General features: G+C 62.3%; 15 protein-coding genes and 2 pseudogenes. 7 read left to right on the forward strand and 10 right to left on the reverse strand.

The features are described 5' to 3' along the window. Positions 1 to 64: 64 nt before the first annotated feature. The 4 genes from NFJ07_RS17865 to NFJ07_RS17880 form a co-directional block, all read right to left on the reverse strand. Positions 65 to 841, reverse strand: a complete 777-nt coding sequence (locus tag NFJ07_RS17865) for a lipoate--protein ligase family protein (RefSeq protein WP_269996260.1) — start codon at positions 839 to 841, stop codon at positions 65 to 67. Next, entirely contained in the window at positions 841 to 1,644 is an 804-nt protein-coding gene (locus NFJ07_RS17870; RefSeq protein ID WP_269996261.1) for a thioesterase family protein, read from the reverse strand. The genes NFJ07_RS17865 and NFJ07_RS17870 overlap by 1 nt, the downstream gene beginning before the upstream one ends. A gap of 32 nt (positions 1,645 to 1,676) precedes the next feature. Beyond that, complete coding sequence (locus NFJ07_RS17875; protein WP_269996262.1) at positions 1,677 to 2,165, reverse strand: DedA family protein; 489 nt, start codon at positions 2,163 to 2,165, stop codon at positions 1,677 to 1,679. A gap of 71 nt (positions 2,166 to 2,236) precedes the next feature. Then, a complete protein-coding gene (locus tag NFJ07_RS17880) occupies positions 2,237 to 2,431 on the reverse strand; it encodes a DUF1918 domain-containing protein (protein WP_269996264.1) in 195 nt (64 codons plus the stop codon). 185 nt (positions 2,432 to 2,616) lie between these two features. Between NFJ07_RS17880 and NFJ07_RS17885 the strand changes: the two genes are divergently transcribed. Both NFJ07_RS17885 and NFJ07_RS25940 read left to right on the forward strand, forming a co-directional pair. Then, positions 2,617 to 3,768 carry a PDDEXK nuclease domain-containing protein gene (locus NFJ07_RS17885; protein WP_269996266.1) on the forward strand — a complete coding sequence of 384 codons (1,152 nt, stop codon included), beginning with the start codon at positions 2,617 to 2,619 and terminating at the stop codon, positions 3,766 to 3,768. 96 nt (positions 3,769 to 3,864) lie between these two features. Then, positions 3,865 to 5,337 (forward strand): polysaccharide deacetylase family protein, encoded by a 1,473-nt coding sequence (locus NFJ07_RS25940; RefSeq protein WP_333482069.1) that lies wholly within the window; start codon positions 3,865 to 3,867, stop codon positions 5,335 to 5,337. On the opposite strand, the gene NFJ07_RS17900 is transcribed toward NFJ07_RS25940, so the two are convergent. Then, the gene (locus NFJ07_RS17900) at positions 5,300 to 5,995 is read right to left on the reverse strand and encodes a DNA alkylation repair protein (RefSeq protein ID WP_269996268.1); all 696 of its coding nucleotides are present in this window, start codon (positions 5,993 to 5,995) and stop codon (positions 5,300 to 5,302) included. The genes NFJ07_RS25940 and NFJ07_RS17900 overlap by 38 nt on opposite strands. 30 nt (positions 5,996 to 6,025) lie before the next feature. Beyond that, positions 6,026 to 7,000 carry a dienelactone hydrolase family protein gene (locus NFJ07_RS17905; RefSeq protein ID WP_269996270.1) on the reverse strand — a complete coding sequence of 325 codons (975 nt, stop codon included), beginning with the start codon at positions 6,998 to 7,000 and terminating at the stop codon, positions 6,026 to 6,028. Positions 7,001 to 7,106: 106 nt separating this feature from the next. Between NFJ07_RS17905 and NFJ07_RS17910 the strand changes: the two genes are divergently transcribed. Continuing rightward, positions 7,107 to 7,997 carry a ribonuclease Z gene (locus NFJ07_RS17910; RefSeq protein WP_269996272.1) on the forward strand — a complete coding sequence of 297 codons (891 nt, stop codon included), beginning with the start codon at positions 7,107 to 7,109 and terminating at the stop codon, positions 7,995 to 7,997. A 286-nt stretch (positions 7,998 to 8,283) separates the two neighbouring features. Here NFJ07_RS17910 and NFJ07_RS17915 read toward each other — a convergent pair whose 3' ends face one another. Next, complete coding sequence (locus NFJ07_RS17915) at positions 8,284 to 8,955, reverse strand: ScbR family autoregulator-binding transcription factor (protein ID WP_269996274.1); 672 nt, start codon at positions 8,953 to 8,955, stop codon at positions 8,284 to 8,286. Between the two features lie 140 nt (positions 8,956 to 9,095). Continuing rightward, a pseudogene (locus NFJ07_RS26065) lies at positions 9,096 to 9,353 on the reverse strand (DUF4304 domain-containing protein); the annotation flags it as partial. A gap of 953 nt (positions 9,354 to 10,306) precedes the next feature. On the opposite strand from NFJ07_RS26065, the gene NFJ07_RS17925 reads away from it, so the two are divergent. Beyond that, the gene (locus NFJ07_RS17925) at positions 10,307 to 10,675 is read left to right on the forward strand and encodes a hypothetical protein (RefSeq protein ID WP_269996279.1); all 369 of its coding nucleotides are present in this window, start codon (positions 10,307 to 10,309) and stop codon (positions 10,673 to 10,675) included. 44 nt (positions 10,676 to 10,719) lie between these two features. Here the strand turns inward: NFJ07_RS17925 and NFJ07_RS17930 are convergent, their stop codons facing one another. After that, positions 10,720 to 11,271: a hypothetical protein gene (locus tag NFJ07_RS17930; RefSeq protein ID WP_269996280.1), complete on the reverse strand. Its 552-nt coding sequence runs from the start codon at positions 11,269 to 11,271 to the stop codon at positions 10,720 to 10,722. 283 nt (positions 11,272 to 11,554) lie between these two features. On the opposite strand from NFJ07_RS17930, the gene NFJ07_RS17935 reads away from it, so the two are divergent. Further along, the gene (locus NFJ07_RS17935) at positions 11,555 to 12,175 is read left to right on the forward strand and encodes an ATP-binding cassette domain-containing protein (protein WP_269996293.1); all 621 of its coding nucleotides are present in this window, start codon (positions 11,555 to 11,557) and stop codon (positions 12,173 to 12,175) included. A 122-nt stretch (positions 12,176 to 12,297) separates the two neighbouring features. On the opposite strand, the gene NFJ07_RS17940 is transcribed toward NFJ07_RS17935, so the two are convergent. Then, entirely contained in the window at positions 12,298 to 12,603 is a 306-nt protein-coding gene (locus NFJ07_RS17940; protein ID WP_269996282.1) for a putative quinol monooxygenase, read from the reverse strand. Positions 12,604 to 12,727: 124 nt separating this feature from the next. Between NFJ07_RS17940 and NFJ07_RS17945 the strand changes: the two genes are divergently transcribed. Together NFJ07_RS17945 and NFJ07_RS17950 are read left to right on the forward strand one after the other, a co-directional pair. Beyond that, complete coding sequence (locus NFJ07_RS17945; protein WP_269996295.1) at positions 12,728 to 13,495, forward strand: PDDEXK nuclease domain-containing protein; 768 nt, start codon at positions 12,728 to 12,730, stop codon at positions 13,493 to 13,495. A gap of 53 nt (positions 13,496 to 13,548) precedes the next feature. Continuing rightward, positions 13,549 to 13,957, forward strand: a pseudogene (locus tag NFJ07_RS17950) (HNH endonuclease signature motif containing protein); the annotation flags it as partial.

Raw genomic sequence — 13,957 nt, forward strand, 5'->3', positions numbered from 1 at the left:
GGAGGAAGCCACCGCCCGGTACACACATGGTTGTGGCCTCAAGCGTAGTCCTGGCCGTATTCGTCTACAACGGCGTGCTGGTGCTCGTCACTGGGAGAAGGCTCTGGAAATCGCCGTCGATGAGTTCGGCGTATTCTGCGTACGCCGCGACGACGGCGTCTTCCACGGTCGGTACATCCAGCTGCGGCAAGAGGTCATTCGCCGCCCCGGCGGTGGCAGGGTCCCACTCCAGGCCGAGGGCTTCATAGCTGGCAGTGAGGACTTCGCGGATGGGTGCCGAGTTCTCGACGACGATCACCGAGCTGAACAGCCATCCCCCGGAAACCACCCTCTGGGCCGTGCCGACGAGCTTGATCTGGTGTGTTGGAAAATCGGGGTCCAGGCCGTGGACGCTGAACTCACCCGGGCAGTATTCGCCGGGAATCTCCCCGACGGCGGCCTGCACGCCGACGCGGCGAAGCGCACCCGCCAGGAGCTCGCCAAAGAAGGAGAAACGGGCCTTCGCCCCGGCAATCGCGTCGGTGTGCGGCTCCACATGGTCGATCACCAAGGTGCCCCGATGGTAGGCCGCTGCCCGGCCGCCAGCCTTGCGGATCAAAGGTTCGAATCCCAGGTCCCGGCAAGCCTCGGAGGCGGCCGGGAATCCCGGCAGCTTGGCATCGCGTTGCCCGAACGCCACGGTAGGGCGGGGACGGTACAAACGAAGCGTTGGCGCCAGCAGCCCCCTGCGGGCACGGTTGAGGAGCTCGATCCCGAAGTCCAGGTCATCAGCGACGCCGAGGGATTCTTCCTGACGCACCACCGTCAGCGTGCGCTGTGTTCGGGCGATGTCCTCGACCATCAGCTCTTCCTCAGCGTGAGGATCTGCTCAGCGCGGCCGAAAGGGCCACTGATGTCGTGAAGCACCGTGGACGTCAGGCCGATGCCGTCATTGCCAAAGGAGACCATGTTGTCCAGGCCCAGCCATTCCCCCGCAGGTTCCCGGTACATGTGGATCTGCAGGTCAAGGTTGGGGAAGATATAGCTGTTCTTTCCGGGTGAAACGCGGGCGGCGATACCGTTGGCCGTGTCCACAAGTCCAACGAGCCTTGCGAGGTCGCGGCTGTCCGCCGCGTTGGTGAGTGGATGCTCTGTGCGGATCCAGACTTTGCCCGAGCCTGCCCGGTGTCCTTCTGCTATCCGCATTTCCAGGGACCGGATGTAGCCACCCGGCCACACACTCGCACCGTCCCACGGCTTGCATTCGTCCGGGGCCGGCATTGCGACGTCTTCTATGGCGGCGACGGCACTCGTGTCGCTGGTGGCCATGCGCCAGGCCGTGGCACGGATCGCCACGCGTCCTGCCGCCGAGAGTTCCGCCTGGATCAGTTCAATCGTTCTACCGGGGCGGACGGTGGCTGTGGTGATTTCGAATTCGCCGCCCGGGATCAAGCCCAGGATTTCGTAGCTGAGGCGGGCCATCCGGACGTCGTCGCGCGGCTCATGGCGGAGCAGGGCATCAGCCATGATGCCCGAGGCGGGCGCCATGTGCTGCTCATGCGGATTCCACGCGCCCTGGGCGTGGATGGTTGAGCGGAACCGCCCATTCCCGAGCGATTCGTAGTAGAAGTCGCCTTCCGCAAGGTCCGGAAGCTCAATACTCAACGCCTGCCCTTTCGCCGGTCCGGTAATGGAACTCAGACCACTGTATCTTCTGGCGCCACGGCCGTCCGCCGTCGACGCCAAATGACCAGGGAGACTGCAAGTCCGGCAAGGGAAACGATCAGGAGAACGGCGGCCAAAGGGGACGCCGCCATGACAGCGAGCCAGGCATCTATCGCCGCCAGCCCGATGGTCGCGTAGACGAAGGCCCAGATGCCGGAGCCCACTACTGCGGCAGGGAGATAACGGCGGAGCGGCATTCGCGCGGCCCCCGCGGCAAGGTTGACGGCAGTTTGGAGCCCGATGGTCAGGAACGTCAGTACGACGGCGTAGGGGCCAAAGCGCTGTATCAGGGCCTGCGCTTTGCTTGCTTTGGGGCGATGCAGGGCACCAGCGAAACGCGTGCGCTCCATTCCCGCCGCTGCGGAGCGGCCGATCCAGTATGTCGCGTTGACCCGGACCATCACCACAGCGAAGAGCACCACAAGCGCCACCTCAAAGGGCAGGTCCAGGATCTGGTCCACGCATGCCCTCCCCGGTCTCCTCGCAGCTAAGTCTTACCTTAGCCCAAGGCGGAAGACGGCCGGCCCTGCGGCTACGACCTCCCGCCTGCGCGATCGATGGTGAAATCACCACCCGGATACAGGATGGTCTCGTGCCCATCGTCAAAACGCACGAAGTACGGCGGCGCACCATTTGCACCGCGGACTTCGATGATCTCGCCGTGCCGGTCGGACGCCCCGACCGTTCTGCCATGAATGATGATCCGATCTCCCTGGGCTGCTTCCACAGGAACCACCTCCCAGCATTCAGATTACGAGTGTTGGGCCGTCGTGGGAACAGTCTGCGGGCGGCTGACTGGCTGGCGGGTCGTGGGCGTCTCAGCTCCTAAATTGTCAGCCCTCCCCCATACGTTCGACAAAACGGTCGCCGAACCCGTCGCCGTACCTAGCCGCCTTAGAAGAGGGATCGCCAGTGCAAAGTCAAGAACTGAAACCGGAACAGACCGCGACGGCGGCAGCGGCGGCGTCGTTCACGGCGCCCCCGACGCCCACCTCCATGCCGGACTGGTACCCGGAGCTGCTTGCCAGTGTCTCCAAAGAAGTCAGCACGGGACGTTCACGGGCCATTTCCGCAGCGAACAGGGCCTTGCTCGCTTCCTATTGGTCCATCGGACGGCAACTGGCACAGCGGGAATCAGAGCAAGGCTGGGGCTCGAAGGTCGTCACCCGCCTATCAGCGGACATCCAAACCCGGTTCCCTGGTTCCAAGGGATTCTCGCCAAGGAACCTCCGCTACATGAAGACTTTCGCTCAGGCTTGGCCGGAGTTCCCAATGTTGCAAGCGCCGCTTGCAACATTGCCCTGGTACCACCAGATCGCGCTGCTTGAGAAGCTCAACGACGCCGCGACCCGCCTCTGGTACGCAGCGGCCGCCGTCGAACACGGATGGTCGCGCAACGTTCTTGCCCATCAGATCGAAACGCGCCTCCATGAGCGCTCCGGGCAAGCAATTACCAACTTCAAGACCACCATGATCCCGGCGGACTCGGACCTTGCCCAGCAAGCTACCAGGGACCCGTATGTGTTCGACTTCGTCGCCATGACTGACCGCCGCAATGAGCGGGAACTGGAGCTTCAACTCGTCCAGCATGTGGAGAAGTTCCTCCTGGAACTGGGCCAAGGCTTCGCCTTTGTCGGCGAGCAGGTCCGATTGGAAATCAATGGCGATGAGTTCTTCGCCGATCTCCTCTTCTATCACTTGAAGCTCCGCTGCTATGTTGTGATCGAGCTCAAAGCCGTGAAGTTCGAGCCCGGATTTGTCGGCCAGCTAGGTATGTACATGTCAGCTGTGGACGATCTTCTGGCGCATCCCGATGACAAGCCAACCGTCGGCCTCTTGCTCTGCAAGGAGAAGAACAACGTGGTGGCCGAGTACGCGCTGCGCGGAATCAACCTGCCCATCGGCGTCTCGGAATGGCAGAGCGAAATCATTGAATCGCTGCCCGAGGAACTCGCTTCAAGCCTGCCAAGCATCGAACTTCTTGAGACAGAACTGGCTGACGAACCGGCGAACGTCGCCGCCATGGGGCGTGCTTCGGCCGTAGAACCTGAACGCAAGCTGTGAATTCGGCTTCCGCCCGTTTTTTGTGTTCAACCTGCCGGATTCTAGGCGTACCCTACATTCATACGCGCCTGGGGGCCCTCGTCTCTTGGAGGAGCCATGCGCTGGTTACAACAGCATTCCAAGAAGCAGGGCCGGCCCACAGGCGAGTCCCGCCGCGCACACAGCCCGAACAAGTACAAGCGGATGGTCGCCGTCCTGGGTGCCCTGCTGCTCACCGCTGGAGGCCTCGGCGGAGTCGTCGTTCCCGCACGGGCAGCAGCCCCTACCATCGTGAGTTTGACCTTCGACGACGGCAACGGCAACCAGCTTGCCGCCGAGCAGGTGTTGAAGGCCCACGGGCTGGTGGGAACCTTCTTCATTACTACCAGCTGGATCGACACCCCGGGATACCTCACCCAGTCGAATCTGCACACCATCGCAGGCGACGGCAACGAGATCGGCGGCCATACCGTCACGCACCCGGACCTGACCACACTCACCTCCGCAGCCGCCAGCGCTGAAATCTGCAACGGCAAGTCGACGCTGGAAAGCTGGGGATTCCAGGTGAACAACTTCGCCTATCCATTTGCCGCTGAGAACGCGTCGGTCCAAACTGACGTGAAAAACTGTGGATTTGCCAGCGGACGCGGGCTGGGCGACATCCGTTCGCCCGCAAGCTGCCCAAGCTGCCCATTCGCCGAGACCCTTCCTCCGGCAAACCCCCTGGTCACGAAGGCCCCCGACGAAGTCGACAGCACCTGGACCCTGCAGAACCTGGAGGACCTGGTCACCAACGCCGAGTCGACGGGTGGATGGCTCGAACTGACTTTCCACCACATCGCCGTCGGAACTGATCCCACGCTGACCATCAGCCCAACGCTCTTTGACACGTTCGTCACCTGGCTGGCTGCGCGGACCGCCAACGGGACCACCTCCGTCCGGACCGTCGCCCAGGCCTTGGGGCAGTCGACCACGCCGCCACCCCCACCGCCACCACCGGCGTCGAGCCCTTTCAGTGACGTCCCCAGCAATTACACGTACTTTACCGAGATCAATTGGCTCGCAACCCAAGGCATCTCTACCGGCTGGGACGAAGGAAACGGCATCAAGACCTACCGCCCGCTGCAGCCTGTGAACCGCGACGCCATGGCGGCCTTCATGTACCGTCTCGCAGGCAGCCCCGCCTTCACGCCCCCGGCAGTTTCTCCCTTCAGCGACCTGACACCGCAGACCCCGTTCTACAAGGAAATCACTTGGCTCTCGACGCAGGGCATCTCCACCGGCTGGGACGAAGGAAACGGCATCAAGACCTATCGCCCGCTGCAGCCTGTGAACCGCGACGCCATGGCGGCCTTCATGTACCGTCTCGCAGGCAGCCCGGCCTTCGCGGCCCCGGCGGCTTCACCGTTCGCCGACGTGACACCGCAAGCGTCGTTCTACAAGGAAATCACCTGGCTCGCGTCCACCGGAATCTCCACCGGGTGGACCGAAACGAATAAGACCGTGACGTTTCGGCCTGTGACAGCCGTCGCCCGGGATGCCATGGCGGCCTTCATGTACCGCTACAACACCCTCTTCCCGAAGAGCTGACCCCGGGAAATTGCAGCTCGGGCCGGCGCTTGGCAACCTCGTCCAGAACTGAGGAAACCGCGTCCCGGACCACCGCGGCGTCACCACCAGTTTCCCGAGAGGCGTCGAGCGCCACGGTGGCGTGGCGTATAAACGCGTCCCAATCACCTCCGCCATCACCTCGGCCGTTACGGAGTGCCCGCAGGGGCGACATCAGCGCGGCGCGGCGCAGCCACTCGTCGGGTTCCTGCGCCCAACGATCCAGCACGCCGTCAGCACGCGCCCTGGGCTGCCGTTGCAGCCCGGCAATCAACGGTCCAATCACATCGACCGCGAGCGGATCGACCAGTTCGCGCAGCCTTGCTTCGCGGACAAAACCCTCGAGGCGAGTCAGATCGGTATTCGTCAGCAGATGGACGTTGGACTGCAAAAGCACGATTGCCGCGAGCCGGCGTTCGAAAACCGGGGCCTCCCACAATTCCGAGCTCAAGGCAGTGACCTCGTCGTGCGCGAGTCCCGGGTGGCGGCGGAGGGCGTCGCGGACTGTTCCGCGGACAGCACCGACCGAGGAGCCGTAGTAGAGGAGACCGCCTCCGAGCCGTGTCTGCGCCTCGTCCGCACGGATCCAAGAGCTTTCACGGCGTAAAGCCTCATCGATAAACCCGGCGGCGTCACTCATGTGAACATTCTTCCGCAACAGGGTGTGGGCTCAGACGTACTCACCAAACCAGGCCAGCATGTCCTGCCACGCGGCTGTGGCCTGCGTTTCGTTGTACCGCTCGCTGGTGTCGTTGTGGAATGCATGGTCGACGCCGGGATAGACGGTCAGCTTGTGGCGGACCTCGGTGGCAGCCAAGGCATCCCGGAGCGCAGGCATCGCCCCGGTGATGCGCTGGTCGAGTTCGGCGTAGACGCCAAAGACTGCCGGTTTGATGGATGGGACTCGGTCCAGGTCGGGGGCGGGTCCGTAGAAGGCTGCCGTGGCTTTCAGACTTGGTATTTCGGTAGCGGATTGCCAGGTGATACCACCGCCAAAACAATAGCCATTCATCGCGATTCGCTCTCCGTCAACAAAATCCAGCGATCGGAGATAGTCGAAACCCGCGGAGAAGTCGGAGACATGGCGTTCAGCTCCGGCCCGGGTAAGGGCACCGGGTACCGCATCGGCATCCAGGCTCGATGTGCCTCCTTCCCTGCTGAGAAGATCCGGGGCCAAGGCAACGTATCCGGCTCTTGCGAAACGTCGCGCTACGTCCTGGATATGCGGGGTCAGTCCGCGGTTTTCGTGGCAAACCAGCACCGCCGGCCCCGCATCGGCGGCATCAGGCCTAGCAATGTAGGCACTGATCTCGGTTCCGCCGCTTGGGAACCGGACCGTGGCCGCCGCCAGACCGGGCGCGCCGTCCGGGATGGAAAGCGGGCTCTTCGCTCCCGGTACGGCCCCCGCAGACGGCGTAGCTGCGGGCCGGGCGGTCGAAGCCTCGGGGCTTGGCATGGGATCGGTGCTTCGCGGGACCTCATCCGGAGTACATCCGAGCTGCAGCATCGTCGAGGAGGCGGCAGCCATGCTCCCGGTGATAAACGCGAGCCGACGAATGAAGGCTCGCTGCGACATGTCTCCCGAGCGGTAGTCGTCGAAGAATTCCTCGACCAAGTACTTTTCAAACTTCCCGAGCTGGATCATGGAAGGCCTCCTGGGTCTGCCGCATATCTTCCTCCCAAGACGGTCACCCGGCAAGGGCACTACGGGGTGCTGGGTGTGGCTGCCAAGTAGTGAGAGACTCAGTTCCATGCGCGAATTCGTGGTTCTCGGCACCGCTTCCCAGGTCCCCACCAGGACCCGCAACCACAACGGATATGTGCTCCACTGGGACGGGGAAGGCCTGCTCTTCGACCCGGGGGAAGGCACCCAGCGTCAAATGATCCAGGCCGGTGTCTCGGCCAGCCAGATCACGCGCATCTGCATCACTCATGTCCACGGCGACCACTGCCTAGGGCTTCCCGGGGTGCTTTCCCGTATGGCCCTGGATCGAGTCCCGCATCCGGTCCACTTGCACTATCCCGCGTCCGGCGAGGATATGATCCGCGCGCTCGTTGCCGTCGCCTCCCCCGGCGTCGACCTTCGGCTGCATCCGCATGGGGGCGCAGGTGCCGTTGCCCCGGGACTGGAGGTGCGCCCGTTGTTGCATCGGATCGAGACGTACGGCTACAGGTTCGCGGAACCTGACGGCCGCAGTCTCCTTCCGGAGCGGCTGGCGGCGGCCGGGATTACCGGGCCTGAGATCAGCCTCCTTCAGCAGGACGGGAGCCTACGCGGCGTGCGCTTGGAAGATGTGAGCGTGCCGAGGCCCGGGCAGAGCTTTGCTTTCGTTATGGACACGGCGCCATGCGCCGGTGCGGAGGAACTCGCGGACGGCGTCGACCTTCTCGTGGCGGAGTCCACTTTCAGCGACGACGACGGCGGCCTCGCCACCCAGTACCGCCACCTGACGGCCGGGCAATCGGGTGCGTTGGCTGCCACCGCCCAAGCGGGCATGCTCATCCTTACCCATTTCTCGGCACGCTACACCGACGTCGGCCTGCTCGCTGAGCAAGCCCGCGCCCGGTCGGGCGGGATTGCGGTGATCGCAGCGAACGATTTGGACCGGATTCCCTTTCCGAAACGGCAGCGGTGGTCATAGCTGGTGAAGTCCGAGCTGCGTGAGTCCGGCTTCGTAAGGCCGCCGCGGGTTCCGGAGTCTTCCGGGCCTAAAACGAGTACACGCCACTCGTTTCAGATCGCAGGAAAAGACTGTTGAATATATGTAGGAACACATTCGGCACCTCGATAAGCTACCGGCCCTGCGGGACCGGGATAAGACGGGGCCGACGGCGGGAGGGCCCCTGGAGCCCGGGGCTCGGGGCTCTCTACCCCAGACGCCGCCGGCCCCCCAAGCTTGCTAAAGGGAATCCTTGTGTCCTGCTCAATCACGCCGAAGCAGAAACTTTTCGCCGCCGGTCAGTGTGTTTCCGCGAAATCAGCCCGGCAAGTTCCTTCGGGTCTTCAGCCGAATCTTCACGCATGATGCCGGGCAGCAGGATCTCCCACATTTCCTGGATCCGGTTCATGACATCGTCCCGGCCCGTCAGAATGTTCGAAACCATCTGGACCCCGGTGAACGAGGCAACGATGTACCGGGCCAGAGCGAGGGGCTCCACGGAAGGCCGGATTTGGCCTTCCGTTATACCTTGCTCGGCAAGCCTTGCCAGCGTGGCAATCCAGTCTTCGTAGGGACCGCGAGCAGTTTGGCCGAAAGCCGACGCTTCAAGGGTAAGCCGGATACCGGCCCGGAATATCTGGTCATTGGCCAGTTGAGTCCCAAATGCTCCGCACAGATTGATCATGGTGGTCAGTGCGGTCCCGTTCTCAGCAAGGATAGCTTCTCCCGTCCTAACGGCGACCGCGTGCTGCTCGTCAAGGACCGCTCGGGCCAACTCGTCTTTCGACTTGAAGTGAAAGTAGAGGGCCCCCTTCGTCACCTGGGCAGCATCGGCGACCAAGGTGATGCTGGAGGTTCCGTAACCGTGCTCTGCGAAGACCTTTGCCGCCCCGGCAATAATCGTCTCACGGGTTGCTTTTGCGCGACCTTGAAGGACCAACGATGAACCTCAGCTCTAGTCAAATAGCAATGGACAAGACCCCACAGTACGCGTCGCTCTTCGTCATCGACTACTTGATCAAGGTCGAGCAAGGCCTCCAGATTCGGGCGGTGATCTGCTGGGACCAATGCCTCCAGACGACTCTGAACGTGACAGTGGGTCGGCTTGGGGTTTGTTGCGGCGCCGAGGCCCAAGAACCAAAGGCCGACGTTGAGGTAGTAATGCGGACCGTACTGGGACTTCTGGAGGTTCAGAACGGCGATGGCGTCAGGCCCGGTGACATACCACGAGCCGGACTTCTTCGATCCGCCCAGAGACCTGCCGAACTCGTCGAAGGTCCTCTGAATGACGTTGCGCATGCTCATGGGCTGTAGGTTACCGCGCTTCAGTCCGGGCATGGCTCGGGGACGGCTCGTTGAGTTTGGCCAGGTTGCCCGTGACCCCGTCGATTACCCGCGGTTCGGCGCAATTTTCTCGGCTTCATCCTTGGCAGCTTGGAGGATGGCGCGGAAATCCGCCCGTTGCAGGTAGTCCTCTCCTGGTCCACGGATGACCCTACCAAGGTAGGGGTCGCGCTGTTCCAGTTATTGATCCCCGTACTGCAACGTGGTGTATCCAGCCACGCGCTCTGCCCGCCCCTTAGTCGCAACCCATTGGATAAGTACCATGACGGGTAGGGCACTAACGACCATGGCGGCTACGAAGGTGTTTGTGAGCCACGACTGGGGCACGCCTGAAACGCTCAGTGCAAGGACAGTGAGACAAATAACCACGCCCACCGTTGTGCATCTGAAGCGCCAACGTGGGAGGGCGAATGCGGTGGGTCCTGCAATGAGATCACGGTCAGGAACGTGGTCACCAATTTATAGCTCCTCCTTCTCGAAATGTTCTACGAATCCCATTGGCTTGGACCCCACCTCTGCTTTTCTGATCACCAGGGCGGCAGCCGGGGACTGTCCGCGCGGGGCTTGGTCGATGGGTCGTTTCTCATTCGGTTGAGGAAGAACTCGCAGGCTTGAGTATGTCAACCCAATTGAGGACCACTGAGACGGCCTGATCCAGGACCACCTGGGAGCCTACTGACCAGGTCGCCGAATTCGCACCGATCAGGGATGTCACCGCCTCGTATGGCGTGAGTCCGGAGCTATCCGTGTGGCGTTTCCTCTGAACGGTCCTCAGGCAAATCGCGGCAACCTCGTGATTCACTGGGGCATGGGCTATTCAAGCGAACGAAGCCGGCGAACGTGAGCACCCTGCCCTCCGACTTACTCGATGGTGGATATGGAGCTTTGACTTGGTAACCCATGATCCTGAGAGTCGGCTACTTGCAGGGCCCACAGCCTACGCGCTGATGCGTATGCGTTTCAGAAGTACAACTATTACTTTGGCCTTCCTCGCCATCATGGGCGTCCTGAACGTTTCGCGCATCCCCCTGTTGTGGCTCATGTACACCGCTGCAGCTGGAATGCTCGTGGGCGGCTTTTCAGTCGCATTCCTGGTCATCTACGTCGCGATAAAAACAAAAGCCGAGGAAGAAACCGGCTACACCACACTGCAACACGGGAACAGGAAACTGGAACAACGCGACCCCTACCTAGGCAGGGTCATCCGCGGACCAGGCGAGGACTACCTGCAACGGGCGGATTTCCGCGAGATCGTTCAGTCCGCCAAAGCCGAGGCAGAAGAAGCTGCACAGAAGAGCCGAACGTCCCGCCGCTGAGCGTTAGCCCGCGGTTTGTTGGGCGATGGTGTGGGAAAGCGTGTCTAGATGACATGGTTGAGGTACAACGCGATCAGGAGGAATGAGGCGATGAGCACCCATACCGGTGCCAGGCCCCTGCGCGGGGCGATTCTCCTGATGACGGTTGTCCGGCCGATGACATAGACCGTGGGCAGGAAGGCCCAGATCCAAGGGAAAGGCCGCACGACCCCGACGCCGCGCAGCTTCCGCCAGTCCAGGTAGCCCAGAACACCGGTGGCACCAAAGGACATCACAGCAGAGAAAAGAACCATAGTGGCCGGTGTGACCGAGCCAGCGTGGAGGATCGCCGCTACCATGCGCACGACGTCGCCGCGGGCAGCCAGGACAGGCACGGCAAGGAGCATCCAGATGTAAGGGGTGTACACGGGCACGTGGGCTCCGAGCATAGGCCGGGGAAGCCGTAGTCCGGGGATCCGTGCGGCCAGCTGGCTTTGGGTGCCTGTATCCCCTTCGGCTTGCCCGGCGCTGTCTCCCCATTTGGAGGTTCCGGACCCGTAGGGATCCGCAGACCAGCCTCCCGGTGGGAGTCCTGGTTTCTGACCCGTTGGATCCATCAGTCATCCTTTCCATTCCGGACGCTCGTTCAAGCGCTACACCGTGATCAATTCTCCGATGCCTTCCCTTCACTGGGTGCCCCCGGCACGCCAGGCCACGGGCTTTTTCGTGGCGCGGGGAGAGACCACGTAGCGTCCACACATGAGCCCACTATCCCGTGTCCGGTTTCGGCGTCCATGGCCGGGAGACCTGCTGGCGTTCGAAGACACCTAAAGATTTGTCCGCCTACCATGTCGGCCAAGCTTACGGAGTCCCCGCGGTCCCGGCCCCACAGCCGCGGCTATTTGGAGGAAACCTACACGGAGGTCCGCCAATAACCTCGACCTCGCGATCCACCGAGGCGAGATGGTTGCACTGACCGGCAAGAGCGGGACGGGCAAATCAACTGTGCTCAATATGACCGGTCTCCTCGAGCCATTCGATGCAAGAGCCGTGTCCCTGTTTGGCGCGGCAGCCCCCAGAGTCAAATCCAAGCATGCCGAGATAATGCTTCGACGCCGGCTTGGGTATCTGTTTCAGAACTGCGCCCTCATCGACGGTGAAACCGCCGACTACAACCTCAAAGTGGCCCAAACCTATGCGGGCGTTCCGCGCACCAAGCGGGCAAGCCATCGTTCGGAGTCCCTTCGCCGCACCGGCCTGGAAGGCTTCGGCAATCGCAGAGGCTACGAGCTTTCCGGTGTGGAACAGCAGCGGCTCGCTTTGGCACGGCTGATGCTCAAACCCTGCGAGCTCGTGCTCGCCGACGAGCCAACCGGATCCCTCGACGCTGAGAACAGAGACCACATCCTTGGAATCCTCCACGGCATGAGGAACGACGGAAAGACCATCGTCATCGTCACCCATGACAGCGTCGTCGCCAACGCGTGCGACCGCGTGGTCAGCCTCGAACAGAACGCCTGATCCTTGCCTCTCGCTAACCGTCCCCGCAACGGCTTCCTTGCTGTGCCGATGAAATAGGCGAACCGGCGTTGCCCCCAGCACGCGAAGCCCTAGCTTCGGCATGATGAGCAAGATGCTGACTATCAGATGTTGCTTGCAACCATTGCGTAGTCTTTGAACACCACCGGACCGGCAGTGAGGACAGGCCGGTAGACGGCTTCGAATGCCGCCACCTCCGCGGATTTCCCGTGGGCTTCATGTGCCTTTTCGTCTTCGAAGATGAACAAATGGACGAACTTGGTGGGATCTTCGGAGTCCTGCCAAGCAGAATAGAGCCGGGTTCCCGGTTCGTTCGCCCGGACGTAGTCCACGAAAACTTCGACGGCCGCTTTGACCCGTTCGACGGCGTCAGCTTCAACTTGGTAGCTGGCTGTCTGGCAGATAGGCACTTGTTCTCCTCCTGGTTTGGCCCGGGGAGGGCCCGTCCTCCAAGAGAAGCACATCCGATGGGGAACCGGATAGGGGTCAGATGCCGACTTCAACCAGCCCTACGGTACCTCCCGGGAGCGGCTTCTGGTCCCCAGCCCATGCCCGGCACATAGTGTTGCAACATTCCCGTGGGGCCACAACCTCATCCTGCTCGACAAACTGGCGGAGCAAGCTCACAGGGTCTGGTACGCCGAGCAGGTGCTGGCCGAAGGCTGGTCGCGCAACGTCTTGGTTCTTCAGATCGAAACCCGGCTTCACGAACGCTCCGGCAAGGCGATCACCAACTTCAAGGCGACCCTGCCGCCGTCGGACTCTGATCTTGCCCAACAGTCGTTCAAGGACCTCGTCGCCATGGCGGGCAAGCGGGACGAGCGCGAACTTGAAAATCAGTTGATCCGGCACGTTGAAAAGTCCCTTCTGGAACTTGGCCAAGGCTTTGCCTTCGTGGGCCGACAAGTGAGGCTCACCATCAGCAGCGACGAGTTCTTCACCGATCTGCTGTTCTACAACTTCAAACTGCGTTGCTTCGTGGTCATTGAGCTGAAGGCCACCGCCTTCAAGCCGGAATATCTTGGCCAAATCAACATGTACATGTCTGCCGTGGACGATCTGCTTGCGCACGACGACGACCAGCCAGCCATCGGACTGTTGCTGTGCAAGACCAAGAGCAATGTTGTGGCCGAATACGCCCTCCGCGGGTTCAACAAGCCCGTTGGCATCGCGGAATGGGAAGCTGAGATCGCGGGGTCGCTGCCGGAATTCGCCTCAACTCTGCCCAGCATTAGCGAGCTGGAGGCCGAACTTTCGCAGGGCATCAACAGCAAATCGGTGAACCGGCGGGAACCGAACTGAGGCTGCCCAAGCAGCTGCACTAACTTGTCGGTGCCTGCTGAGATGCTGTTTGCATGGATCGAAGGACAGCTTGGAGCGCGGACAGCAAGGCGGCCATTGAGGCCATTGCCGCGTCCGTTGCCGTGCTCACTGCCTTCATCGACGCCGGCGCGGACCGCTCCGACCCGCCCGCCCCCGATTCCCCGCAAGACGCCGAGTTCCCGGCAGACGCTGATTCCTCCGAAAGCACCGATCCGCTGCGACAACTGGCGGACGGCTGCCTGGACGGCCTCGCCGAAGTCGCCCGGCTGGAAGCCCGGACCGCCGCGCTGAAAGCGAAACTAGCCGCGGACTACCTCCGGACAGCCAGGCTCCTGGCCCCACCGGCGGCGTCACCGCAGGAACGCACCGCCCAGGAGCTTGCCCTGGTCGCCGAGGTCGCCTGCGTCCTGACCATCAGCGAACGAACCGCCGCGGCCCTCC

The organism is Arthrobacter sp. B2a2-09 (genome assembly GCF_027587375.1).
Lineage (GTDB): Bacteria > Actinomycetota > Actinomycetes > Actinomycetales > Micrococcaceae > Arthrobacter.

Coding starts and splice junctions, on each gene's coding strand:
- NFJ07_RS17865 (WP_269996260.1), bottom strand. CDS start 841: ATGGTCGAGGACATCGCCCGAACACAGCGCACGCTGACGGTGGTGCGT.
- NFJ07_RS25940 (WP_333482069.1), top strand. CDS start 3,865: ATGCGCTGGTTACAACAGCATTCCAAGAAGCAGGGCCGGCCCACAGGC.
- NFJ07_RS17900 (WP_269996268.1), bottom strand. CDS start 5,995: ATGAGTGACGCCGCCGGGTTTATCGATGAGGCTTTACGCCGTGAAAGC.
- NFJ07_RS17905 (WP_269996270.1), bottom strand. CDS start 7,000: ATGATCCAGCTCGGGAAGTTTGAAAAGTACTTGGTCGAGGAATTCTTC.
- NFJ07_RS17910 (WP_269996272.1), top strand. CDS start 7,107: ATGCGCGAATTCGTGGTTCTCGGCACCGCTTCCCAGGTCCCCACCAGG.
- NFJ07_RS17925 (WP_269996279.1), top strand. CDS start 10,307: ATGCGTATGCGTTTCAGAAGTACAACTATTACTTTGGCCTTCCTCGCC.
- NFJ07_RS17930 (WP_269996280.1), bottom strand. CDS start 11,271: ATGGATCCAACGGGTCAGAAACCAGGACTCCCACCGGGAGGCTGGTCT.